25 protein-coding genes are annotated in these 23,728 nt (G+C 66.1%); 16 read left to right on the top strand and 9 right to left on the bottom strand.

Annotated elements, in window-relative coordinates:
• Positions 1–21: 21 nt before the first annotated feature.
• Complete coding sequence (locus OG874_RS08770) at positions 22–741, bottom strand: GAF and ANTAR domain-containing protein (protein WP_330254617.1); 720 nt, start codon at positions 739–741, stop codon at positions 22–24.
• 334 nt (positions 742–1,075) lie between these two features.
• On the opposite strand from OG874_RS08770, the gene OG874_RS08765 reads away from it, so the two are divergent.
• Entirely contained in the window at positions 1,076–1,837 is a 762-nt protein-coding gene (locus tag OG874_RS08765; protein ID WP_330254616.1) for a GAF and ANTAR domain-containing protein, read from the top strand.
• 6 nt (positions 1,838–1,843) lie between these two features.
• Here the strand turns inward: OG874_RS08765 and OG874_RS08760 are convergent, their stop codons facing one another.
• Positions 1,844–2,551 (bottom strand): GAF and ANTAR domain-containing protein, encoded by a 708-nt coding sequence (locus OG874_RS08760; RefSeq protein WP_330254615.1) that lies wholly within the window; start codon positions 2,549–2,551, stop codon positions 1,844–1,846.
• Between the two features lie 224 nt (positions 2,552–2,775).
• Here OG874_RS08760 and OG874_RS08755 point away from each other — a divergent pair, with 224 nt between their 5' ends.
• Both OG874_RS08755 and OG874_RS08750 read left to right on the top strand, forming a co-directional pair.
• Positions 2,776–4,482 (top strand): bifunctional metallophosphatase/5'-nucleotidase, encoded by a 1,707-nt coding sequence (locus OG874_RS08755; RefSeq protein ID WP_330254614.1) that lies wholly within the window; start codon positions 2,776–2,778, stop codon positions 4,480–4,482.
• A gap of 301 nt (positions 4,483–4,783) precedes the next feature.
• Positions 4,784–6,814, top strand: a complete 2,031-nt coding sequence (locus OG874_RS08750) for an SDR family oxidoreductase (protein WP_330254613.1) — start codon at positions 4,784–4,786, stop codon at positions 6,812–6,814.
• A gap of 104 nt (positions 6,815–6,918) precedes the next feature.
• On the opposite strand, the gene OG874_RS08745 is transcribed toward OG874_RS08750, so the two are convergent.
• Together OG874_RS08745 and OG874_RS08740 are read right to left on the bottom strand one after the other, a co-directional pair.
• Positions 6,919–7,578, bottom strand: coding sequence for a cutinase family protein (locus tag OG874_RS08745; protein ID WP_330254612.1), 660 nt, complete (start codon positions 7,576–7,578; stop codon positions 6,919–6,921).
• Between the two features lie 185 nt (positions 7,579–7,763).
• Positions 7,764–8,798, bottom strand: coding sequence for a zinc-binding alcohol dehydrogenase family protein (locus OG874_RS08740; protein WP_442943387.1), 1,035 nt, complete (start codon positions 8,796–8,798; stop codon positions 7,764–7,766).
• Positions 8,799–8,984: 186 nt separating this feature from the next.
• Here OG874_RS08740 and OG874_RS08735 point away from each other — a divergent pair, with 186 nt between their 5' ends.
• Together OG874_RS08735 and OG874_RS08730 are read left to right on the top strand one after the other, a co-directional pair.
• A complete protein-coding gene (locus tag OG874_RS08735; RefSeq protein ID WP_330254610.1) occupies positions 8,985–9,620 on the top strand; it encodes a TetR/AcrR family transcriptional regulator in 636 nt (211 codons plus the stop codon).
• Positions 9,617–11,308, top strand: a complete 1,692-nt coding sequence (locus OG874_RS08730; RefSeq protein ID WP_330254609.1) for an FAD-binding dehydrogenase — start codon at positions 9,617–9,619, stop codon at positions 11,306–11,308. Before OG874_RS08735 ends, OG874_RS08730 begins: the two co-directional genes overlap by 4 nt.
• Before the next feature lie 3 nt (positions 11,309–11,311).
• Here OG874_RS08730 and OG874_RS08725 read toward each other — a convergent pair whose 3' ends face one another.
• The 3 genes from OG874_RS08725 to OG874_RS08715 all read right to left on the bottom strand — a co-directional run bounded on the left by OG874_RS08725 (position 11,312) and on the right by OG874_RS08715 (position 14,374).
• The gene (locus OG874_RS08725) at positions 11,312–12,247 is read right to left on the bottom strand and encodes an expansin EXLX1 family cellulose-binding protein (RefSeq protein ID WP_330254608.1); all 936 of its coding nucleotides are present in this window, start codon (positions 12,245–12,247) and stop codon (positions 11,312–11,314) included.
• 165 nt (positions 12,248–12,412) lie between these two features.
• Positions 12,413–13,669, bottom strand: a complete 1,257-nt coding sequence (locus OG874_RS08720) for a bifunctional 3,4-dihydroxy-2-butanone-4-phosphate synthase/GTP cyclohydrolase II (RefSeq protein ID WP_330254607.1) — start codon at positions 13,667–13,669, stop codon at positions 12,413–12,415.
• 72 nt (positions 13,670–13,741) lie between these two features.
• Positions 13,742–14,374, bottom strand: coding sequence for a PadR family transcriptional regulator (locus OG874_RS08715; RefSeq protein ID WP_330254606.1), 633 nt, complete (start codon positions 14,372–14,374; stop codon positions 13,742–13,744).
• A 149-nt stretch (positions 14,375–14,523) separates the two neighbouring features.
• Here OG874_RS08715 and OG874_RS08710 point away from each other — a divergent pair, with 149 nt between their 5' ends.
• Positions 14,524–14,856: a hypothetical protein gene (locus OG874_RS08710; protein WP_330254605.1), complete on the top strand. Its 333-nt coding sequence runs from the start codon at positions 14,524–14,526 to the stop codon at positions 14,854–14,856.
• A complete protein-coding gene (locus tag OG874_RS08705; RefSeq protein WP_330254604.1) occupies positions 14,814–15,620 on the top strand; it encodes an MFS transporter in 807 nt (268 codons plus the stop codon). Before OG874_RS08710 ends, OG874_RS08705 begins: the two co-directional genes overlap by 43 nt.
• Before the next feature lie 126 nt (positions 15,621–15,746).
• On the opposite strand, the gene OG874_RS08700 is transcribed toward OG874_RS08705, so the two are convergent.
• Complete coding sequence (locus OG874_RS08700; RefSeq protein WP_330254603.1) at positions 15,747–16,589, bottom strand: IclR family transcriptional regulator; 843 nt, start codon at positions 16,587–16,589, stop codon at positions 15,747–15,749.
• A gap of 241 nt (positions 16,590–16,830) precedes the next feature.
• On the opposite strand from OG874_RS08700, the gene OG874_RS08695 reads away from it, so the two are divergent.
• From OG874_RS08695 to OG874_RS08670, 6 genes are all read left to right on the top strand, one after another.
• Entirely contained in the window at positions 16,831–17,307 is a 477-nt protein-coding gene (locus OG874_RS08695) for a flavin reductase family protein (RefSeq protein ID WP_330254602.1), read from the top strand.
• Between the two features lie 97 nt (positions 17,308–17,404).
• Positions 17,405–18,550 carry a Rieske 2Fe-2S domain-containing protein gene (locus OG874_RS08690; protein ID WP_330254601.1) on the top strand — a complete coding sequence of 382 codons (1,146 nt, stop codon included), beginning with the start codon at positions 17,405–17,407 and terminating at the stop codon, positions 18,548–18,550.
• Positions 18,551–18,561: 11 nt separating this feature from the next.
• The gene (locus tag OG874_RS08685; protein WP_330254600.1) at positions 18,562–18,783 is read left to right on the top strand and encodes a hypothetical protein; all 222 of its coding nucleotides are present in this window, start codon (positions 18,562–18,564) and stop codon (positions 18,781–18,783) included.
• The gene (locus tag OG874_RS08680) at positions 18,780–19,790 is read left to right on the top strand and encodes a ferredoxin--NADP reductase (RefSeq protein ID WP_330254599.1); all 1,011 of its coding nucleotides are present in this window, start codon (positions 18,780–18,782) and stop codon (positions 19,788–19,790) included. Before OG874_RS08685 ends, OG874_RS08680 begins: the two co-directional genes overlap by 4 nt.
• Before the next feature lie 7 nt (positions 19,791–19,797).
• Complete coding sequence (locus tag OG874_RS08675; protein WP_330254598.1) at positions 19,798–20,685, top strand: VOC family protein; 888 nt, start codon at positions 19,798–19,800, stop codon at positions 20,683–20,685.
• A gap of 262 nt (positions 20,686–20,947) precedes the next feature.
• The gene (locus OG874_RS08670) at positions 20,948–21,910 is read left to right on the top strand and encodes an NAD(P)H-dependent flavin oxidoreductase (RefSeq protein ID WP_330254597.1); all 963 of its coding nucleotides are present in this window, start codon (positions 20,948–20,950) and stop codon (positions 21,908–21,910) included.
• Here the strand turns inward: OG874_RS08670 and OG874_RS08665 are convergent.
• Positions 21,858–22,154 carry a three-helix bundle dimerization domain-containing protein gene (locus OG874_RS08665; RefSeq protein WP_330254596.1) on the bottom strand — a complete coding sequence of 99 codons (297 nt, stop codon included), beginning with the start codon at positions 22,152–22,154 and terminating at the stop codon, positions 21,858–21,860. The two genes, OG874_RS08670 and OG874_RS08665, sit on opposite strands and share 53 nt — an antisense overlap.
• 188 nt (positions 22,155–22,342) lie before the next feature.
• Here OG874_RS08665 and OG874_RS08660 point away from each other — a divergent pair, with 188 nt between their 5' ends.
• From OG874_RS08660 to OG874_RS08650, 3 genes are read left to right on the top strand one after another with little or no spacing between them, the layout of a single operon-like run.
• Positions 22,343–22,696: a hypothetical protein gene (locus OG874_RS08660; protein WP_330254595.1), complete on the top strand. Its 354-nt coding sequence runs from the start codon at positions 22,343–22,345 to the stop codon at positions 22,694–22,696.
• A gap of 44 nt (positions 22,697–22,740) precedes the next feature.
• Positions 22,741–23,223 (top strand): nuclear transport factor 2 family protein, encoded by a 483-nt coding sequence (locus OG874_RS08655; RefSeq protein ID WP_330254594.1) that lies wholly within the window; start codon positions 22,741–22,743, stop codon positions 23,221–23,223.
• Positions 23,224–23,246: 23 nt separating this feature from the next.
• Entirely contained in the window at positions 23,247–23,660 is a 414-nt protein-coding gene (locus tag OG874_RS08650; protein ID WP_330254593.1) for an SRPBCC family protein, read from the top strand.
• Positions 23,661–23,728 lie beyond the last annotated feature (68 nt).

Genomic DNA, 23,728 nt, shown 5'->3' with positions numbered 1-23,728 from the left:
CCGAATCGGCCGCGCGGTGCATCAGATGCGCAGGCCGAGTTCCACGACGCCCTTCGCCACCGCCTGCACCGCGACCCGATTCTTGCGCGCATGCTGCCGAATCAGCTCGTACGCGGCCTCCGGCGTGGTTCGCCTGGCATTGGCGATCACCCCCTTGGCCTGTTCGACGACGATCCGTGCATCCAGCGCGTGCTGGAGCTGCTCGGTCACCCGCTGTTGGCGGCGCAGGACATGAGCGTTCAAGATATGCCCGGTCGCCATGCTGGCCAGCAGTCCACCTACCGAGAGATCGCTGTCGGTCCAGGCCCGCGGCGCCGGGCCGTAGAGGCCGAGCGCGCCCACCGTGGTCGAGCCCACCCGCATCGGGATCTCCGCCAGCGAGGACACCCCGTGCCGGACCGCCTCGGCCGAGAACTCCGGCCAGCGGTCGCGCCGCCGGCCGATCTCGTCGACCGCGATCGGCTCGCCGGTACGGAACACATCCATGCTCGGACCGCGGGCACTGCTGTGCTGACAGAGTTCTATGTCGACGAATTCCTCCGGGTCCGCCGCGGCGAAGCGCGACTGCTCGTCGGGGGTGAGCGTCTCGTCCGGCATCAGCATGACGGTGCAACCCGCCAAGTCCAGTGCGGTGATGGCGCTGTGCATCAGCTGTCGCACCATCTCTGACGTGTTACCGAGCACGGGCAGCAATTCCGCGAGCCGCGCCGCGGCCACAACAAGCACCTCGTTATCAGACACCCGAATCACCTCGCACGCGCGAAAAATCGGTCGTCCCGATCAAGTCCCGCGCCGCACTTGCTGACATATCCATGATATGGCCCAGCGAACTGCCACACCGGAAATTCGATCTGCTCGCGTGCCCATGAAATGTCCAGCTACTCTTTGTATTCCACTGACATGACCACAAACACTGGTCGACATGACCACTACCCGGATGCCACCATGGACGAGGCTTGACCTCACCGTACACAACGACGTGCCCGGTGAGCTATTTTCGCTGAATTCTCTCCGCGTAAATGTGTCGATAATGCGGCGAGCAGCATTTCACCGCGACCGATTCCGGGAGACTGCAATGGGGCCCGCATCCGACGATCGGCACCGCGACCGATGCACCGAGCCACTACCGCATTCGACGCAGCTATTGCGGATACTTGTCCGCGCGGTAGACGCCCTCGCCAGCGATTTCGACGTGGTCGAGCTGTGTCAGCAGTTGCTCGAGGCCTGCACCGAAGTGACCGGCGCGGCCGATGCCGGACTACTGCTCGCCGATCAGCGCGGCGATCTGCAGGTGCTCGCCTCCACCACCGAAGCGCCGCGTCTGCTGGAACTGCTGCACCACGAGGGCCCCGGCCAGTTGGCGTACCGCAGCAAGAGTCCGGCGACCGTCCCCGATCTGCGAACCGCCGGCGACCGCTGGCCGGAGTTCGCACCCGCCGCGTTGGCCGCGGGGTTCGGCTCGGCCTACGCCGTGCCGCTGCGGCTGCACCACGACAGCATCGGCGCGCTCACGATCTTCGCCGCGCCCGCCGCCGCGCTGGGGCACCTGAGTCTGCGCATCGGGCAGATACTCGCCGATATCGCGGCCATCGGCGTCGCGCATCACATCGTGCTCGCCCACGCCGCGACGATCCACGTGCAGTTGCCCACCGCTTTGAATACCCGGGTGACGATCGAGCAGGCGAAAGGCGTGCTGGCCGAGCGCGGCAGCCGGGATATGGATCTGGCCTTCGAACTCATGCGCAGTCATGCCCGCGCCACCGGCCTACGGCTCACCGATATCGCCGGTGACATCATCGAAGGTCGTGTCGACCTCACCGCCGACGCGAAGGACTGACCGGATTCAACCGTCGAAGCGAATGCGGTCGCCCACCACCAACTGGGCCACCTCGGCCAGCGACAGACCGTGTGCGAAGGCATGGGCGCGTAGGCGCGCGTAGGCGTCCGACGCGTCGATACCCAGCTGCGCGATCACCATGCCGGCCGCCTGGTGGATGGTGCGGCTGGTCAGCGGCTGATCCCACCACTGCGTCGCGGCATGATCGGATCGCGTCGAACCGGCCACCAACTGCGCGATCACGAGATCGGCGATATGCAACCCCGCCGAAATCACCGACGGTTCCGGCCGTCCCGGCTGTTCCCGATACAGGTCGAGCACACCGAAGCGCACCACACCCAACCGCAGCGGCACCGCGACCATCGAACCGGCCGCATCGACCCGATTCAGCTCACCGGCGAAGCCCGGCCACCGTGCACCGATCGCGGCCAGATCGGCGACCAGCACCGGCACCCCCGCGGCAACGGCGTCCACGGCGGGCCCCTGACCCGCGGTGGCCTGCACGGCCTCCACCCGCGTCGCGATCGGATCGGTGGCCCACCACGGTTGCAGCCCGGCCTCGCGCTCGTGAATCAGGATCGCGGCACGCTGCACCGGCAGCACCCGCACACAGGCGCCGCACAGAGCGGCGATGCCGCCGCCGTCGGCCGACCGCTTCGTCAGAAACTCGAGGGCCGATAGAAATTCATCGGTCAACTGATCGAACTTCCCCACACTGATCCTACGAACTCTCACGACCGTCGCCCTGCCACGAGCTCGACAGTCCATGTCCCGGATTCGTTACCGCACCGGCATCGGACCGCCGCTACGCCGCGGCAATACGGCGGGTCGACTTCGCCAGAATACGAAACACTCGCCGTCCACACCAGGGTCGAATGGCCCACGCGCACACCGTCGTACCGATGGCACCGCCGGGACGGACATGGGAAAGTCGAGCCATGACAGCGCATCGTCGCATCCGCATGATCATCGCGGGACTCGTAAGCATCACCCTGGCGGCGGGGTGCGGGACCGCCTCGGACAACAGCGGCGGCAAGACCACCTCGACCGTGCCAGGAGTGGTCCCACTCATCTCGACCGACGATCTGCGCGGCGCGCAGCCGGACGAGGTGCATCTGTTCGGGCTCAACGATTTACACGGCAACCTGCAGCCGCCCGCCGGTTCGACCGGCAAGATCGCTGGCTACGACGCGGGCGGCGCGGCCTACCTTGCCACGCATCTCGCGCGGTTGAAGCAGGCCTACCCGGCCAGTGCCGTAGTGGCGGCGGGCGACAATATCGGGGCCAGCCCGCTGGTGTCCGGACTCTTCCACGACGAGCCGACCATCACATTTCTGAACTCCATCGGGCTGGCCGCCTCCGCGGTCGGCAATCACGAATTCGATAACGGCGTCATCGAATTGGCGCGGCTGCAGCAGGGCGGCTGTGCGCCGGCGGGGTGCTCGCCCGGTACGCCGTTCACCGGGGCCAAGTTCCCATATCTGGCCGCCAACGTGACCAATGCCGAGGGCAAGCTGCCGCCCGCGCTGCGGCCGTGGACGATGCTCGAGGTCGGCGGTCACAAGATCGGAGTCATCGGCACGGTGACCCAGGAGACCGCGAGTATCGTTTTCCCCGAAGGCATTCGGGGATACAGCTTCGGCGACGAGGTCGCGGCGATCAATCGGTACGTTCCCGAGGTGAAGGCGGCGGGCGCGGAAACCGTTGTGGCACTGCTGCACGACGGTGGGGTACAGAAAACCGCCCAGAACGTCGCGGTCGACTACAACGGCTGCGCGAACATCTCATCCGAAGTCACCGCCATGGCCACCGGCGTCGATCCGGCGGTGCGGGCGCTGATCACCGGACATTCGCATCAGCCATATGTCTGCACCATCGACGGCAAGGTGGTCACCCAGGCCGCCTCCTACGGCCGACTCATCACCGATATCACCCTACGCTTCGGCGCCGACGGCGTGCAGGCGTCGGCGGTCAACCGCGTAGTGACCCGCGAGGTCACACCGGACGCGGCGACCACATCGCTGATCGACTTCTATGCCGGGCAGGCCAAGCCGCGGGCGGATCGCCCGGTCGGCATCGCGGCCGCGGCACTGCCGCACGAACCGGCGGGCTCGGGCGAATCGCCGCTCGGTGACGTCATCGCCGATTCGATGCTCTCGGTCACCGCGGCGGCGCCCGCCTCGGCGGTCGCGGCCTTCATGAACCCGGGCGGCGTGCGCACCGATTTGAAGTCCGGTCAGATCACCTACGGCGATATCTACACCGTCCAGCCGTTCGGCAACCAGGTCGTCACCCTCACCCTCACCGGCAGTCAGATCCTGCGCCTGCTCGAACAACAATGGAGCAACCCGGGCAAGCCGACCGTCCTCTCACCCGCCGGGCTCACCTACACCTACGTCGAATCGAGCCCCACTGGCGGCAAGGTCGTCGCCGACAGCGTGCGCGTCGGTGGCCGGCCGCTCAATCCGGTCGCCACCTACCGGATCACCACCAACAGCTTCCTGGCCTCCGGCGGCGACGGCTTCACCGTCTTCACCGAGGGCACCGACAAGGCCGTCGGCCCCATCGATCTCGACGCCTTCGAGACCTATCTGAAGGGCCGCCCGGCACTGGAAAACCCGCCCGCCCGCGCCGAGAAGCGCTGAGTTGTGCTGGCAGTCTCGTTTCGGTAACGACCGCGTGCCGCGCATTAACTGAAAACTCTTGTAACACACAATATTCGCGTCTCCCCAGTGGTGACCATTCACACATCACACTGGGCCGCTGCTCGCTTGCCCGGAGCTAGCTGCACCGATTAAAGTTACTGATCAGTAAGGGCAAAGACGTTCCTACTCCGGCCCGACCATTGTTGTCTGGAGGCCGATTCAATGATGTCCGCATTCACTGCTGCATGCCGGGCGCGCTTGTGTGACAACTCGATTCGAGTGCGACAGCAGGAGGTGTGCGATGACTACTTTCATCGTGACGGGCGGAACCGGATTCTTGGGCCGGAGGGTCGTTCAGGAACTGCTGGCGGCCGATTCCGAAGCCATTGTGCATGTGCTGGTTCGTACCGCGTCGGTAGCGAAATTCGGCGAACTCACCGCGGGCTGGAAAGGCGGCGAACGCGCCTTTCCGATGCTCGGTGATCTGACCGCCGATGGCCTCGGATTGATCGAGGATGCGCCGCGGGCCGACCACGTGATCCACCTCGGCGCGGTTTACGACATGACCGCCGATGAGCAGACCGCGCACGCGGCCAATGTCGCGGGCACCCGCTCGGTGCTCGAGCTGGCCCGCGAGCTGGGCGCGGTCCTGCACCACGTTTCCTCGGTGGCCGTGGCCGGTGATCACAAGGGCAAGTTCTTCGAGGAGGATTTCGATCTCGGCCAGCGGCTGACCTCGCCGTACCACCGCACCAAGTTCGCGGCGGAGAAGCTGGTCCGCGAATCCGAGGGCGTGCGCTGGCGGGTGTACCGGCCCGCGATCGTGGTCGGTGACTCCCGCACCGGCGAGATGGACAAGATCGACGGTCCGTACTACTTCTTCCCGGCCATCTCGCGCCTGGGCGCACTACCGACCGAACTGCCGATGCTGCTGCCCGAGTTGGGCTCGACCAATATCGTGCCGGTCGACTACGTGGCGAGTGCGATGGTCGAACTGGTGCGTCGCAGCGGGCTCGACGGGCGCACGTTCCACCTGGTCAACCCGGAGCCGCAGCCGTTCGGCGAGATCTACGGCGCGCTCGCCGCGGCGGCGGGCGCACCGACCGGAATCGGTACGGTGCCGGGCAGTGGACTCGCGCTGAGCGGGCTCGCCCACATTCCGGGCGTCGCGACGGTGCGCGATTTCCTGTTGGAGCAGTTGGGAATTCCCGCCACCGTCGCACCGCACACCTCGTTCGCGGCGGATTTCGTCTCCGACTCCACGCGGGCCCAGCTGCGCGGAACCGGTCTGACGGTACCGTCTTTCGACAGCTACGCCGAGCGGCTGTGGCAGTACTGGGCCGAGCACCTCGATCCGAACCGGGACCGGCCGGGCGACAGCGGTGACCCGCTGGACGGCCGCGTCGTCCTGATCACCGGGGCCTCCTCCGGAATCGGCCTGGCCACCGCACATGCCGTGGCCCAGCGCGGCGCGACCGTCGTGATGGTGGCGCGCGGTGTCGAGGACCTGGCGGCCGCCGCGGCCGCGGTGCGCGCCGATGGTGGTGTCGCCCATGCCTATCCGTGCGATATCACCGATTCCGACGGCGTGGAGGAATTGGTCGCGGGCGTACTCGCCGATCACGGTCACGTCGATTATCTGGTGAACAATGCGGGCCGTTCGATTCGCCGCTCGGTGGTGAATTCCACTGATCGCATGCATGATTTCGAGCGGACCATGGCGGTCAATTACTTCGGCGCGGTGCGGCTGATTCTCGCGTTGCTGCCGTCGATGCGTACGCGGCGGTTCGGGCATATCGTCAATATCTCCTCGATTGCCGTACAGACGAAGGTGCCGCGATTTGCCGCGTATGTGGCGAGCAAATCCGCGCTCGACAACTTCAGCGAAATCGCCGCCGTCGAAAATCGGGACGCGGACATCACTTTCACCTCGGTCCGCATGCCCTTGGTGCGCACCCCGATGATCGCGCCCACCGATCTCTATCGCTCGCTGCCGGTTCCGGATCCCGAACGCGCCGCCGCCATCGTGGTGCGGGCGTTGGAGGATCGCCCGCACCGCATCGACACCCCGGTCGGCACCTTCGCGCAGGCGGTCGAACTGCTGATGCCTTCGGTCAAGCGGACGATCATGCACCAGGGCTTCCGCTGGTTCGGGGAATCGCATGCGGCGCAGGGGAAGCAGACGGTGGTTCCGGGTGCACAGACCGACGATGCCGACCAGGAGTCCGGCCGCAGCGCACTGTCGTACCTCGCGCCGGTCATGCTGCCGCTGATGACACTGCCGAGTCCTGCCGCCCGCGTCACCCGCGTGATCCCGGGCCTGCATTGGTGATCGCGCCATAATGGCCTGATGGCCACTTGGGTCCGCAAGGTGTGACCACGCCAACGGCGGGGCCGATTCGAAAATCGACCCCGCCGTATGGATTTCCCGGTGTATTACACCCGGCCGGCCGCGAAATCCGCGGCGGGCCAGAAGGCCCAGCCGTAGTTCCCGTGCTGGTTCGGGTCGAAGCCGCCGCCGCAGACCGGGTCACCACCGGTGCAGTAGTCGGCGGTCTTCCAGGCGTAGTTGCCCGGGACGCCCCAGCCGATCAGCCGGAGCGGATCCCCGAACAGCAGTACCGCGGACACCTTCCATTCGAGATCGCCGGGGAGCACGTAGATCCCGGGCAGTTGGGTCACGATGCCGGTGCCGACCACGCCGTGCACGACGGCCGCGCCCTGCGAGTAGCCGACCAGGATGAACTGCTGATCCGGGCACATTTGCGACTGCCGAATGACATGGTCGGTCATGTCCTGGGTGCCGCGGCTGAGCGAGGTGGGATCGAGCAGATCCGCCGGATAGTTCACCCGGTAAGCACTGCTGCTCACCGGAAGTGCTTGCAGTAGCGTCTCGTAGAGTGGGTCGCCGACGACCGAGCCGAGCCACCCCGGTTCCCCGGTGCCTCTGGCGACTACCACATCGACCGCGGCGCAGTCCGCATGTGCTCTCGCGCCCATACCGGTCACCGCACCGGCTCCAGCCACGAGCAATAGCACAGCGAATACCCGCGCCAGCCGCCACTTTTCGAATAAATGTACCTTCCGGCTTTCCATCGTGATCACCTCTCACGCCGTTGTGAGACAGCCAGGTGACACTTGTCATAGACAAGTGTCACCTGGCTATATCTGCGAGAGTAGGAACGATGGCGAGTTGCGTCAAGCAACTCAGCTGAAGCGAGACCCATTCAGCACTGAATCGTGTCCTGGCTACCCTGTTGCGCCCACGGAGATTTCGGCGCCTATGGGATGAGAACCGCCGCGCCGGTGAAACGTCCGTGTGCGAGATCCGCGAGGGCGCGATCCGCCGTACCGAGGGAGTACCCCGTTGCGGTCACATGTATCCGGTGTTTGCCCGCCATCGCGAGGAATTCGCGCGCGTCGGCGCGGGTGTTGGCAGTCACCGAGCGAATCTCGCGCTCCTGGAACAGGTGCCGCTGATAGTTCAGCGCCGGAATATCGCTGAGATGGATGCCCGCGATGGCCAGCACGCCACCTCGATCCAGCGCCTCGAGCGCGGGCAGCACCAGCTCGCCGACGGGCGCGAACAAGATCGCCGAATGCAGTTGCGCGGGCGGCCGATCCGCCGCACCCTGCACCGAGGCCGCGCCGAGGTCGCGGGCCAACTCACGCGCCGCGGCATCCCTGGTCATCACATGCACCTCCGCGCCACGTGCCAGCGCGACCTGCGCGGCGATATGCGCGCTGCCGCCGAAGCCGTAGATCCCCAACCGCCCACCGCGCGGGAGGTCGGCACGCTGCAGCGCTCGGTAGCCGATGATGCCGGCGCACAGTAGCGGCGCGGTCTCCACATCGGTGTATCCGGCGGGCAGCCGATACGCGTAAGCGGCTGGCACAGTGGTGTATTCGGCGTAGCCGCCATCGGCGTCCCAGCCCGTGTACGCCGAATTCGGGCAGAGATTCTCCGCACCGCGCAGGCAGTATCGGCAGACGCCACAGGTGTGGCGCAGCCAGGCGATGCCGACGCGATCACCGACCGCGAACTCGTTCGCCGAAGAACCCACCGCCCCAGGCGAACCCGATACGACCGTCGGCCCGAGCGCCACCACCTCCCCCACGACCTCGTGTCCGGGCACCACACCGGGTCGATGCACCGGTAGATCACCCTCGGTCACATGCAGGTCGGTCCGGCAGACCCCGCAGGCCAGCACCCGGACCAGAAGTTCATCGGCAGCGGGTTCGGGCACCGTCTCCCGAACGAAATCCAGGGGTCCGCCATCGATCGGACCCGGCCGGCGCACGCGCCAGCCGGTCATGCCCGTGCTCGCCGCACTCGCATTCATACCGATCACTCCTCGCCGACGGGGGGACGATCTCTTCGGATTATCCACGCCGAGCGCCCGGGTCCACCCGTTCCATCGAAGGTGAGTCGAGCTTCTGATACATTTCTGTATCGGATACATTGCTGTATTGAACGGACCGGACGCTCGAGGAGGTGCGCGTTGGCTTCGACCGCGGACGCCCCGGCGCGCCGGGTGACCCGCCGCCGCACCGAGACCCGCAAGCGCCTGCTCAGCGCCGCCTACCAGGTCTTCGCCGAGGAGGGCTTCGGCCGTGCCACGGTGGAGCGGGTCTGCGACCGGGCGGGCTTCACCCGAGGTGCCTTCTACTCCAACTTCACCTCCCTCGACGAGTTGTTCCTGGCCATGTGGGAACAGCGTTCGGCCGCCATGATCGCCGGTGTCCGGGCGACGCTCGACGCGTTCTCGGTCGAGGGTGTCGTCGATATTCGCGCCGCGGTCGAGCGCCTCGACCGCGCGGTGCCGATCGACGAGGACTGGTACCGGATCACCGCCGAGTTCACCACGCACGCGCTGCGAACCCCCGGGCTGCGGCAGGTGATGGCCGCGCGCGAGGAGGCTATCGTCGCGGCGCTGATGCCGACCATCGTCACCGCTCTGACCCGCATCGGCCGCACCGTCCCCGATCCCGTCGCGCTCGGCCAGGCGCTGGTCGCCGTGCACGACGGCACCTCCGTGCAGGTGCTGATGGAGCCGCGCAGCCGCAAGGTGCGCACGCGGCGCACCGACCTGTTCTGCCACATCGTGCTGGCCTACAGCACCGCGACCGAAGGATGAACATGACCGACCCCAGTCCCGAATTCACGCAAACGGCTGATGTCATCGTCGTCGGTGCGGGCCTGGCCGGGCTCGTGGCGACCCACGAACTGGTCAAGGCGGGCCGCAAGGTGCACGTGCTGGACCAGGAGAACCGCAATAACCTCGGCGGCCAGGCGTTCTGGTCGCTGGGTGGCCTGTTCTTCGTGGACAGTCCGGAGCAACGCCGCCTCGGCATCAAGGACTCCTACGAACTGGCCCTGCAGGATTGGCTCGGCTCGGCGGGTTTCGATCGCGATGACGAGGACCATTGGGCTCGCCAGTGGGCGCGGGAATATGTGCGCTTCGCCGCCACCGAGAAGCGGGATTACCTGCACGAGTTGGGTTTACGGGTCACTCCGCTGGTCGGTTGGGCCGAACGCGGCGGCGCGTTCGCCGACGGGCACGGGAATTCGGTGCCGCGCTTCCATCTGACCTGGGGCACCGGTCCCGAGGTGGTGCGGATCTTCCAGGAGCCGGTGCTCGAGGGTGAGCGACGCGGTCTGGTGGGCTTCAGCTTCCGGCACCGGGTGGATGAGTTGATCGTCGAAGACGGCGCCGTCGTCGGTGTTCGCGGCAGTGTGCTCGAGCCGACCGAGCTGGAGCGCGGCCAGGCGTCCTCGCGAAATGTGGTCGGCGACTTCGAATTCCGCGCCGAGGCGGTGATCGTCACCTCCGGCGGCATCGGCCACAACCACGAGCTCATCCGCCGCAACTGGCCCACCGAGCGGCTCGGCCCGGCGCCGGAGACCATGATCTCCGGTGTCCCCGCCCATGTCGACGGGCGAATGCTCGGCATCTCCGAGGCGGCGGGCGGCACCATCGTGAACCGCGACCGCATGTGGCACTACACCGAGGGCATCATCAACTGGAATCCGATCTGGCCCGACCACGCCATCCGGATCATTCCCGGCCCGTCCTCGCTGTGGTTCGACGCCAACGGAAAGCGGTTGCCCGCACCGTGTTTCCCGGGTTTCGACACCAACTCGACCATGAAGGAGATCCTGGCCACCGGCTACGACTACTCCTGGTTCGTGCTCACCCAGTCGATCATCGAGAAGGAGTTCGCGCTCTCGGGCTCGGAACAGAATCCGGATATCACCGGCAAGGATCTCAAGCTCACCCTCAAGAGCCGGGTGGCCAAGGGCGCACCCGGACCGGTCGAGGCGTTCAAACAGCACGGCGTCGACTTCGTCGTCGCGGATACGTTGCGCGAGTTGGTCGATGGCATGAACAAGATCGCGCGCGGCCCGCAGCTGGACTTCGACGAGCTGGAGCGCCAGATCATCGCCCGCGATCGCGATGTCGCCAACAAGTACTCCAAGGACGCGCAGCTGATGGCGATCACCAACGCGCGCCAGTACTTCGGCGACAAGGCGGGCCGGGTCGCCAAACCGCACCGCATCCTCGATCCGGCGCATGGGCCGCTCATCGCGGTGCGGCTCAACATCTTGACCCGCAAAACCCTCGGCGGTTTGCAGACTAATCTGGAATCGCAGGTGATGCGCCCGGACGGCATACCGCTGCCCGGCCTGTACGCCGCGGGCGAGGTCGCGGGTTTCGGCGGCGGTGGTGTGCACGGCTACAACGCGCTGGAGGGCACCTTCCTCGGTGGCTGCATCTTCTCCGGCCGCGCCGCCGGTCGGGCACTGGCGGCGAAACTTGGTTGATCGCTAGCTCGTACAGCCGGTCGCGGCGACGCCGGACGGCGGTTGGGGCATCGTCGTGACCTGCGTCGTCGGCGCGGGCGACGGTTCCGGGGTCGGCTCGGCATACAGGCGCACGCCGGTGTATCGCGGGCCCTGCTCCAGGAATATCCCGGATATTTTGGCCTGATGGCCGTGAATATCGCTCACCTGCGCCTCGAACGGCCCGGGTCCCGCGCCGCTGATCGTCCAGTAGTTGTCCATACCGCGGTTGAGCTCGCGCCACGGCCCGCCGAGCGCGGACCGTAAAGCGATGCGCTGGATGGGATTTCCCGATCCGGATACCAGCATGGCCAGCCAATCGGCCGAGGAATCCGGCTTCAGTTCATAGATCAGCTCCGGTGCCGGGACCGGATCGCGGACCACCGTATAGCGGATCCGTGCGACGCCGTCGGACCGGTCCGCGATCTGCTCGAACGCCGACGTGCTCAAATCCAGTTGTCCCGCAGCACATCCCGGGCACCGGTCAGCGATGAGCACCCGGACGTCGCCGAGCGGGCCGTGCACATCGAGGTAGGCGCCGCACAGGTCGGCGCGTCGGTATTCCGCGGTGGAGACCCCGACATAGAACCCGTCCAATGGCAGTCCGGCGAACGAGCAGGCCGCGCCGAGACCGAACGAGTAATACCGCGCCTCCCCCGGTCTCGTGGGCGGTGAGGCATCCACCGGATGCCGATTCGCGACACCAGTACTACTGGTAGCCACCATCATTCGCGAGGCGGCGCCAATATCCGGAACCGCTCGCGCGGCATCGCAGGCCAGCTGTTTCTCAGGTCTGGCATGCCAGATCACCACCGCGACTACGGCCAACATCACACCAACGGACGACCACAGCCAACCCGAGCGGAAGTGCTGCTGTTTGATCGGTATCCGGTGCACCGCTGTCCCCGACTTCCGGCTCACCCAACTCGCGGACTCTCGATCCTGACCCCAACAGGAAAGCAGGCCGACTCCCTACGCATGACTCGAACGTAAAATCTCCGTAGTGAAACACTTGTGTGTCGGCAATTCCATGGCAAATAGCCAGCATTCGACGTGGTCCGTTACCCGGACATCGGAAAAGATCCGTTACCAGGAGGTGGCCCTTGCCGGTTCGGCGTCGACACCCGAGAGTTGATGACCCATCCGATCGCGCTTGGCACGCAGGTAGCGGATGTTGTGTTCAGTCGGCGGCGCCTGCAGCGGCAGCCGCCGTACCACCGTGACCCCATACTCTTCCAGGCCGGCCTGTTTGGCCGGATTGTTACTGAGCAGTCGCACGGACCGGATGCCGAGGTCGGTGAGCACCTGCGCACCCGCCGCATACCTGCGGGCATCGACCGGCAACCCGAGTGCCACATTCGCTTCGACGGTATCCGCGCCGCGATCCTGTAATTCATACGCCCGCAATTTGTTCAGCAATCCGATGCCGCGGCCCTCCTGCCCGCGCAGGTAGATCACCACACCGCTGCCCGCCGCGGCGACCGCCCGCAGCGCGGCGTCGAGCTGGTCACCGCAGTCACAGCGCAGTGAGCCGAGGGCGTCACCGGTGAGGCATTCCGAATGCAACCGCGTCAGTACCGAATCACGCCCCGGTTCGCCGAAAACGAGGGCGAGCGTTTCGGTTCCGGAGATCTCATCGCGATAGCCGACGACGCGGAACTCACCGAATCGGGTGGGCAGGCGGGTCTGCGCGACCCGGGTCAGCGTGTGCTCGACGCGGCGGCGGTATTCGATCAGATCGGCGATCGAAATAATCGGCAGTGCATGGGTTTCAGCGAATTCGAGCAGCTGCGGTAGGCGCGCCATCGAGCCGTCCTCGCGCACGATTTCGGCGATGACACCGGCCGGTCGCAGCCCCGCCAGTCGGGTCAGGTCGACGGCGGCCTCGGTGTGGCCGGGGCGGCCGAGCACGCCACTGGGATGTGCGCGCAGGGGGAACACGTGACCGGGTCGCGTCAGGTCGTCCGGCCTCGTGCGCGGATCGGCCAGCGCGCGCACGGTGCCGGCGCGATCGGCGGCCGAGATCCCCGTCGTCGTACCGGCGGCCGCGTCCACCGACACCGTGTACGCAGTGCCCTTCGGATCCTCGTTGACCGGCGTCATGGGTGGCAGCCGGAGCCGGTCCAGATCCGCACCCGGCAGCGGCGCGCAGAGCACGCCGCTGGTGTGACGAACCATGAACGCGATGGACTCCGGGGTCGCCAGGGCGGCGGCCAGCACCAGATCGCCCTCGTTCTCCCGATCTTCGTCGTCCACGACGACGACCATGCCGCCCGCCGCGACCGCGGCCAGCGCGGCCTCGATGGGATCCAGCGCGCGCTGCTGTGCGAAATCGGTGCGCATGACCACCTCCTAATATATCTAGTAGAAATAGTTCGACTAGATATAGGAAGCGATGGTCTCGCTCAGCGGACCTCAGGAAGCGCGGCGGCCCTTGCCCTTCGCGGCCTTCTTGGGCTGGGTCCGGCTCGCGAGTTTATCCACGTCGGCCAGCAGTTCCTTGGCGAAATCGCGCTCGGCCTCGTAATGGCGCACACACCAGCGCAATACCGCGCCCGGGTAAGACCAGTCCGGGTTTTCGTCGGCACCCTCGGCGTCGACCTCCGCCAGTTTGCGCATCTTCTCCGCGTATCCGATGTGCTCGGTGAGGATTTCGCGCAGCCGATCCGGTTCGGCGAGGTGGCCGAGCCAGACGCGCAGCATGACGCTGTGCTTGAGCACCGGAGCCTCGACCGGCGCGTGATTCACCCACTGCGCCGCAGCCGCGCGGCCGCTGTCGGTGATGGCGTACATCCGCTTGCCGCGCACCCCGTCGTCCTGCAGCACGGTGCGGGAGGTGGCGTAGCCGTATTTCTCGAGGCGTTTGAGCTCGGCGTAGATCTGGCTGAACGATGGGCTCCAATAGAAGAATTGGAGGCTCCAGTCGGCCCATTTCTTCAGGTCGTAGCCGGAGAGTTCGTCGGCGTGCGAGAGCATGCCGAGCACGGCCCAACTGGTCGTCGGCAGATCGGGGACTGCGGCGTCCGCCGCAGACTTCGCTTCGGTCACAGTAGGACTATATCGCTTAGGCATATTTCGAGTGAAACATCTCGTTCAGTGAGATTCGCGAGATACGACCGGGTGCACCTTGTGACAGGTTTCACAAACATTCACGTTTGAACACCGCCAGGTAGTTCCCGAACAGCGGAGCCCGATTCATGTCCACCATTCCCAAAGATGCACCAGCCGCCGAAAGTCCCAGCGGCGCAATCAGATCCGTTGACACCGGCCGACTCGACGGCGCATCGCCCGCCAGGATATTCACTGTCCTCACGGTCATCGTGCTGTTCACCGAGGTCGCTCCTATGCAGTACACGATCGTCGCGGCCGCGCTGCAGAAGATCGCGCCGACCTTTCCGAGTGTCGGCGCGAATATCAACTGGGCCATCATCGTCTTCGGTCTCATCGGCGCGGCCGCCTCGCCGCTCATCGGCAAGATGAGCGATGTGTGGGGCAAGAAGCGGATGTTCCTGGTCTCCACCCGCGGGTGACGCTGGTGCTCGGTGGTGCGCTGTTCGCTTCGTTCCTGATCGGCGTGCAGTCCTACGCGCTGGGCTATATGACCCAGACTCCGGATTCGGCTACGGTCGCCGCCGGTGTTCAGCAGGCCACGCTCGCGCAGATCCAGCAGCAGACCGGTCAGGCGATGCCGCCCGCGATGGTGCAGGTGCTGCTCGATCCCGGGTACAGCTATGGAAATGGTTTCACCCTTTTGCAATTCGCCGTTCGGGTGGCGCTGCTGCAGGCGGTGCTCGCGATGATCTGCGGCGCGCTGGCCGGTGCACTGGCCCGCAAGATCGGGGCGCGGCTGCCGTTGATCTTCGCGCTCATACTGTTCGTCGGCGCGAGCGTCGGCTACGCCGTCCTGCCGCACACCTGGGTCGTATTCCTCTGGGTGAGTGCGGCATTCGGCATCGGGTTCGGTTTCTACTACGCCTCGATGCCGATCCTGATGGTCGAAGCCGTACCGCAGGAACAGCAGGGCATCAGCCTAGGCATGCTCGGTGTCATGCAATCCATGGGCGTCGCCATCGGCCTGGCCATCGTCACCGCCTACCTGAATGCCAGCCCGATCACCGCGCAGGTCAGCGTCGCGGGCCAACCCGCACAGGGTTCGGTCATCCCGCAGATCTTCGCCGACCACGGCTACGAGATGGGCTTCTGGTTCGCCGCAGGCGCATCGGTGATCGCACTGGTGATCACACTGGTCATGCGGCACGGTCGCGTCCCTGCCACCGGTGGGACCGCGTACTGATCCGGGATCAGAAATAGAACGGTTGGCGCACACCCATTGGTCGCCGCGCACAAGGTTAGGCGTAGACCTTGTGCGCGGCGACCAATACCTTTGTGTGATCCCTGGGAGCGCTGCGGTGGGCGCGGGCTACCGCCAGCGGGTGTGGCGGGGGAAGAGTGCGCGGGCGGCCTCGTGGGCGACCTCGACGAGCACTCGCGCCAGGCGGGCGGTGTCCAAAGCTGTTCGGTCACCGCCGATCTGGCCGGACAGCGACAGTGCGCCGACGGCGGCACCGCGGCCGCGGATGGGTACGGCCACACAGGCGATGCCGGTTACCGACTCCTCATTGTCCACGGCCACCCCCTGCCGGTGCCGGATCCGAGTCAACTCGCGGTGCAGTTCCGCCCGGTCGCAAATGGTGCGCGGCGTCAGCTGCGGCAGCCGGTCACGGAAGGATGTCTCGATGATGCTCGGCTCCAGCGACGCCAGCAGCGCCTTGCCCAGAGCCGTACTGTGCGCGGGCATCCGGCCGCCGAGGCGGGTCGGGATGCTCGCGGTGAACCGGCCACCGGCCTTGTCCAGGTACAGCACCTCGCGCCCGTCGAGTACGCCGAGATGGCCGACCATGCCGGTCCGCTGACAGAGATCGTGTAGCAGCGGACTCACCACATCGCGAATCTCGTTGTGGTCGGCGGCGAGTCCGCCGAGTTCCAGCGGACGCATACCGAGGCGGTAGCCGCCGGGAGCGTGGGCCAACCAGCGCAGCCGGATCATCTGGTCCAGGATGCGGTGCACGGTGGACCGGGGTAGCCCGGTCCGTTCCGCCAGCCCGAGCAGCGTCAGGGTCGGCGTCGAACCGTCGAAAGCATCTAGAATCAGCGTCATCCGCTCGATCATGGAAACCGGCGGCTGCGCGGGCCGGGCGGTCGTACGACCCGAACCCGACAACAGCTCTTCGGGTTCCGAGTGGGTCAGCACCTCGACCGTCATGGCTCACCTCCATTGTGTAGCTCGTCCAGCTTAGAAGTATTTCGATTAGGCATGTCCGTTTCCGACATACCAGCTTGTGTCCCCAATCACAGTGCCGTCACGCAGGCAACCCGGAATCCCGGAAACTACGGAGATCGCTACGGATCTTCTCGGTAGCCGGAATCCGTGATTGACAGCCCACCGAGCGCGTCGCTTACCTTCATGGCGAAACGGAATATTTCTAATCGAAACTAGGAGCGCCATGGCCGTCGTGCTCGACTTCAAGGCCGTCCTCGGCCGATTCGCCACCGGAGTCACCGCGATCACCGCCCTGGACGGCGACGAACCCGTCGGATTCGCCTGCCAGTCCTTCTCCGCACTGTCCCTCGAGCCACCCGCAGTGACCCTGTTCCCGGCCCGGACCTCCACCACTTGGCCCCGGATCCGGGCGGCCGGCAAGTTCTGCGTCAACGTGCTCGCCGCCGATCAGGAGGCGGTGTGCAAACAGCTCGGCCGCAGCGGTCCGGACAAGTTCGACGGGTTGGATTGGCGCCTGTCCCCCAACGGTTCACCGCTGCTGGACGGGTCGATCGCGTGGATCGATTGCGAACTCGGCGGCGAACTGGACGGCGGCGATCACACCATCGTCATCGGCCGCGTCACCGCACTGGGCGAGGGCCGCGACGCCGATCCACTGCTGTTCTATCGGTCCGGATTCGAGCGCCTCACCACCGTCTGACCGGCCTCCCGATCAGTGGGACCAGGTCTTTTCGGCGACTGATGCCGCGTCGAACCATCGATATGACAGCGACAACGAACGTGGAGGATCCGACATCATGAGCACGGCGAACACCGACGACGAGGTGCGCGTGATCGACACCGGCACCCCGCCCGCCCGCTACGCACGTGGCTGGCACTGCCTCGGCCTGGCCGACACCTTCCGCGACGGCAAGCCGCATACCGTCACCGCGTTCGGCACCGAGTTGGTGGTGTTCGCGAGCTCCGACGGCACCCTCAATGTGCTCGACGCCTACTGCCGGCATATGGGCGGCAACCTCGGCGACGGCACCATCAAGGGCGACACCATCGCCTGCCCGTTCCACGACTGGCGCTGGCGGGGCAATGGCCGTTGTGCGTCGATCCCATACGCGCGGCGTGTGCCGCCACTGGCCCGCACCAAGGCATGGCTCACCCTCGAGCAGAACAGGCAGCTGTTCGTGTGGCACGACCCGGAGGGCAATCCGCCGACCGAGGACATCACCATCCCGCGCATCGAGGGCGCGTTCAGCGATGAGTGGAGCGACTGGACCTGGAAGCAGGTCGTCATCGACGGCGCGAACTGCCGGGAGGTGATCGACAATGTCGTCGACATGGCGCACTTCTTCTATGTGCACTATGCCTTCCCCACCTATTTCAAGAATGTCTTCGAGGGCCATATCGCCAGTCAGTACATGACCTCGATCGGGCGTCAGGACATCATGGGCGAGACCGCGTACGCGACCGGCGGCAAGAACGAATTGCAGTCGGAAGCACACTATTTCGGTCCGTCGTACATGATCGACGAGCTGGTCAGCACCACCGGCGACCTGCGTGTGGAGGCAGTGCTGATCAACTGTCACTACCCGGTGTCACCCACGAAATTCGTGCTCCAATACGGCGCGATCGTCAAGAAGGCCGCCGATCGCACGCCCGAGGAATCCGAGGCCATGGCGGTGCGTTTCGCCGAAAGCCTCGGCAAGGGCTTCGAGCAGGACGTGGCGATCTGGCTGCGCAAGACCCGCATCGACAATCCGCTGCTGTGTGAGGAGGACGGACCGGTCTATCAGCTGCGGCGCTGGTACGAGCAGTTCTACACCGATGTCGCCGAGGTGGAATCGAAGATGACCGACCGCTTCGAGTTCGAGGTCGACACCACTCGCGCGGTCACCGCGTGGGAGGCCGAAGTCGCCGAGAACTTGGCCGCCCAACGCGCGGACGCTTGAGCGGACTGCCGATGGACGCCGTCACCTGCCAGTCCTGTGAAAACCGGGTATCGGTAGTCAAATTCAGCGCCGCGCACACCAGCGTGCAGTGGTCCGCGACGGCGCGGGCCCGGTGCGCGGAACTCGGTCGAAACGGTCCCGTACCGGGTTGTTCCGCCTTACGCGACAGCATCGAGAAGGCGGTCACCGCAGGCGTTATCGGCCTCAGCACGCGAGATCGGGATCTGCTGTGAACGCCATCGCACTGCGCGTGGTCCGCGCCATCACCGAAACATCGGATGCCGTCTCGCTCGAGCTGGTGGCCGAATCCGGGCAGCCACTGCCCTATCGGCCCGGGCAGTTCCTGACGTTGCGGATACCCAGCGACCGCACCGGATCGGTCGCGCGCTCGTATTCGCTGTCGAGCGCGCCACACGAAGACAGCCCACTGAAGGTGACCGTCAAACGCACCGCGGGCGGGTACGGCTCGAACTGGTTGTGCGACAACGCCGGTCCTGGCACAACCATCGAGAGTTTGCCGCCCGCGGGTATCTTTACACCCAGCTCCTTGGATACCGATCTGCTGCTGCTCGCCGCGGGCAGCGGGATCACCCCGGTCATATCGATCCTGAAATCCGCACTGGCGCAAGGCAGCGGGAGCTGCACGCTGATCTACGCCAACCGGGACGAGCAGTCGGTGATCTTCGCGGATGAACTGACCGAACTCGCCACCGCGTACCCGGACCGACTGGTGGTGGTGCACTGGCTCGAATCGGTCCAGGGTCTGCCGTCGCTGCCGACGCTCACGGGGCTGCTCGCCAACTGGTCCGATCGCGAGCTTTTCATGTGCGGCCCAACACCTTTCATGGACGCGGTCGTCGACGCGGCCGCCGCCCTCGACATGGACCGAGGCCGCGTGCACGTCGAAAAGTTCGTGTCGCTCGCCGGTGATCCCTTCGCCGACATCGAGGTCGAGGACACTGGCGACACTGCCGGCGTCGAGGTCGAACTCGACGGTGCCACCCACGAATTCGCCTGGCCGCGCAGCAGCGTACTACTCGATGTGCTGCTCGCGCGCGGTGTCGCGGCACCGTACTCCTGCCGCGAGGGGGCCTGCAGTGCCTGCGTCTGCCGGGTGGTCGACGGCGAAGTGAAGCTGCTGCGCAACGAAGTACTGGAACGCGAAGACCTGGCCGACGGCTATGTGCTGGCCTGTCAGGCGGTGCCGGTCACCGACACGGTCCGGGTCACCTATGAATGAGGAGAACATGGCAATCATCAGCTCGCTCGGCTACGTCGAGATCGCGGTCAGCGACCCGGATGCCTGGCGCACCTTCGCCTTCGACGTGATCGGCTTCGCCGAGGGCAGCGGTCCGAATCCGGACGCCATCTATCTGCGCATGGACGAGCACGTCGCGCGGCTGGTCCTGGTGCCGGGCGATACCGACACGGTGCGCGCCATCGGCTGGGAGGTCCGCGATCACCGTGCACTCGCCGAGGCCCTCGAAGCGGTGGAGCAGGCTGGAATCGCCGTCACCGCGCTCACGGTCGCCGAGGCGGACAAGCGCGGCGTCGAGGCGGCCATCAGCTTCGTCGACCCGTCCGGCACCACCGTCGAGATCTTCCACGGCCCCGTCCTGGACCACAGCCCGGTCGTCGGCAAATTCGGCAATCGCTTCGTCACCGATGGCCTCGGGCTCGGCCACGCGGTGCTGCCGGTTCCCGATCTCGACGGCGTGTTCCACTTCTACACCGACGTCCTCGGCTTCCTGCCGCGCGGTGCGTTCCGACTGCCTGCCCCACCCGAATACGGCCCGGTGCGTATCCGCTTCCTCGGCGTCAACCAGCGTCATCACAGCCTCGCGCTGATCCCCTCCGGCGGCAACGAGGGCCCCGGGCTGGTGCACATCATGGTCGAGGTGGACCGCCTCGACGATGTCGGCCGGGCCCTCGATCGGGTGCACAAGGCCGGATATCACGTGTCCTCGACGCTCGGCAGACACACCAACGACAAGATGATCTCCTTCTATGTCCGCACACCCGGCGGCTGGGATCTCGAATTCGGCACCGAGGGCGTGCTCATCGACGAAAACACCTACACCGCAGAGGAAATGACGGCCGACAGCTACTGGGGCCACGACTGGGATCGAAGCTGATTCTTCCTCGCCCCCCAGCGGACTCGGCGCATCCGCCTGGGCACCGGCGTGAACTCCCTGCACCGCATCCCCGACGGCACCATCGATGCCGGCGCGTTCATCACCGTCCAGGTCGGGCCGAGCGAAGTCACGAGGCCGTCGCAGCACTGTGCCGCCCGGACGATCACCTGCAGATCCTGGTCCGTCCGGATCTCTGATCGGCTGCCGTGACCCGCGCGACTATCGTCGAGGACGGCAGTCGAATGCGGCGAAGGGGCTGGTCATGGCATTGCGTACTGATCTCACGGAGATGTTCGGCATCGAGCACCCCGTCATGCTCGCGCCGATGGGCGGGGTGGCGGGTGGTGAGTTGGCCGCCGCGGTATCCGAGGGCGGCGGACTCGGCCTGATCGGCGCCGGTGGCGGAGATCCGGACCTGCTCGATCGCGAATGCGGGTTACTCGCGGATCGCACCGAAAAGCCATGGGGCATCGGATTATTGAGCTGGGCGACCGATCTCGATGCGGTACTGCGGATCATCGAGCGCCGCCCGGCGGCGATCATGCTGTCCTTCGGCGATCCCACGCCGTACGCGGACGCCGTGCTGGCGGCGGATATTCGCCTGCTCGTGCAGGTGACCACCACCGACGAGGCGGCCCGCGCCCTCGACGCCGGCGCGCACGTTCTGGTCGCACAGGGCGGCGAGGCGGGCGGACACGGCGGCACGCGCGGCACGCTGCCCTTCGTACCCGCCGTCGTGGACCTGGCCGGGCCGGTGCCGGTGCTGGCCGCGGGTGGAATAGCCGATGGTCGCGGGCTCGCCGCCGCACTGGTACTCGGTGCGGCCGGGGCGCTGATCGGGACGCGTTTCGAGGCCACGCACGAAGCTCTGATATCCGCCGCGCAGGCCAAGGCCATCGTCGACGCCGATGCCGGTGACACCGAACGCAACCGGATCATCGATATCGCGCGCGATTCCGCATGGCCCGCCGAGTACACCGCCCGCACACTGCGCAACGGTTTCCTCGATGAATGGCACGGACGCGAATCCGAACTCGCGGCCGATTCGGTTGCGCGGCAACGATATCTCGACGCGACCGGGCGCGGCGATGTCGACTACGTGCCGACCTGGGCCGGTGAGGCCGTCGGCCTCATCGACGGCCTGGAGTCGGCCGCCGACCTCGTGGGGCGGATCAGCGGCGACGCCGAACAGGTACTACGGCGGGCAGCCGGGCGCTGCGGTTAGTCGGCTCCTCCTCGGTCATCGCGTGCAGCCATTCGCGGGTGTAGCGCTCGGCCAGCAAGGGGAGGAAGTTGTCGATGGTGGCGTGGCCCGCGACGTGGTCGTAGGCGGAATGTAGGCACTGGTCGACGGTTTCATCGGGGACGTCGTCGAATTCGCGTTCCAATCGGCGCGCGGCGGTGCGCAGTGCCAGCTTTTGATCGATGGACGGGTCGTGGTGGTGGCCTCGGGTGCGACCTTCAGTCATTGCGGACTCCTGGTCAGGATGAGCTTGTGATGCGGTGGGGCGCAGTCGTGCGCTCCGGCTACTGCGTCCACCATTCGGATACCCGATGTGCACGCGCGAACACCCGCATTCCGCGGGCAATCTGGTCCCATTGTGAATTCCGCGCTAGCCTTGCGGCATATATCAACAGCCTCGTGGAGGTGGTCCGAATGCTCGGCGAGAATTTGATATGGGCGGCACCGGAAGCGTGCACACTGCCCACCGAGCAACAGCCGTTGCGAGTCGGCGAGTTCGCACTTCTGTTCGCCACGGCACTGTGCAAGATCGAGCGCCCGGCGCCGACCCTGCTGCGACTTGAGCTCGACGCCGCGGCCACGGCAACCGCGCAAAATCTCGCGGCCCGCGAATCGAGCTGCTGCGCCTTCTTCACCTTCACATTCACTCCCGCCGGACCGGGCGCGGTATGCATGAATATCGAGGTGCCACCGGCCCACATCGCTGTCCTGGACGGCCTCGCCGCACAGGCGACCGCCGCACAGCCGACCACCCCATCCGACAGCTAGAACAAGTTCTTGTTTTGCCACTGCGCGAGTGCCAAGCTGAACGGATGGATCTCGCCGCCGTCGAAGCCGTCCGCCAGCTCAAATACCGCTACTTCCGGACATTGGATCTCAAACAGTGGGACGACTTCGCGGATACGCTCGCCGTCGACGTCGCCGGTCGCTACGGCACCCACGCCATGGGCGAACCGCTGACCCTCGACGGCCGTGACGCCGTTACCGCGTTCATGCGCGAGAACCTCGGCCCCGCCGTCGTCACCACCCATATCGCCAACCATCCCGAGATCGCCGTGGACGGCGCGACCGCAACGGGCTCTTGGGCTTTCGAGGACACCGTGATCGCCACCGAATACGGCGTCCTGATCCGCGGCGCGGGTTACTACACCGACAGCTATCGCCTCGACGTCGACGGCCGCTGGCGCATCACCGCGACGAGCTACCAGCGCATCTATGAATCCATGCAATCCCTCGCCGACACCCCCAGCTACCAACTGCTGTCCAACATGTGGGCAGCCGAGACCCCGAAATAGGCGCCCGATACGGTGGATCCGTTATGGCCACCATCCAGCATGAGATTCTGATCGAGGTCGGTCCGGAGCACGTGTGGGCCGCCCTGCGCGATATCGGCGCCGTGCACGAACGTCTGCTGCCCGACTATGTCGTCGACACCCGTATCGATGGCGACACCAGATTCCTGACCATGCCCGGCGGCAATGTGATTCGCGAACTCATCGTCACCATCGATGACGATGCGCGCAGGCTGGCCTACTCGGCTGTCGAGGGCTTCCAATTGCCGCTCACACACCACCATGCCACCTTCCAGGTGCTCGATGCCGAAGACGGTCGCAGCACGCTGGTTTGGGTCACCGATGTATTGCCCCACGACGCCGCCGAACAGGTGCGGCCGCGGGTCGAGCGCGGTGCACAGGTGATGAAAGCGACCATCGAACGACGACATTCGGACTGAACGCCGGATCTGGGGCCACTATTTTCCGGGTGGTACTCGACGCGGGGCGGTTGCCGGCGGAGTGTTGG

Origin of the sequence: Nocardia sp. NBC_00565 (assembly GCF_036345915.1) — a bacterium.
In the GTDB taxonomy this organism is placed as follows: Bacteria; Actinomycetota; Actinomycetes; order Mycobacteriales; family Mycobacteriaceae; genus Nocardia.
Note: the sequence above shows the minus strand (reverse complement) of the source record. Positions and strands in the feature narration are given on the sequence as shown.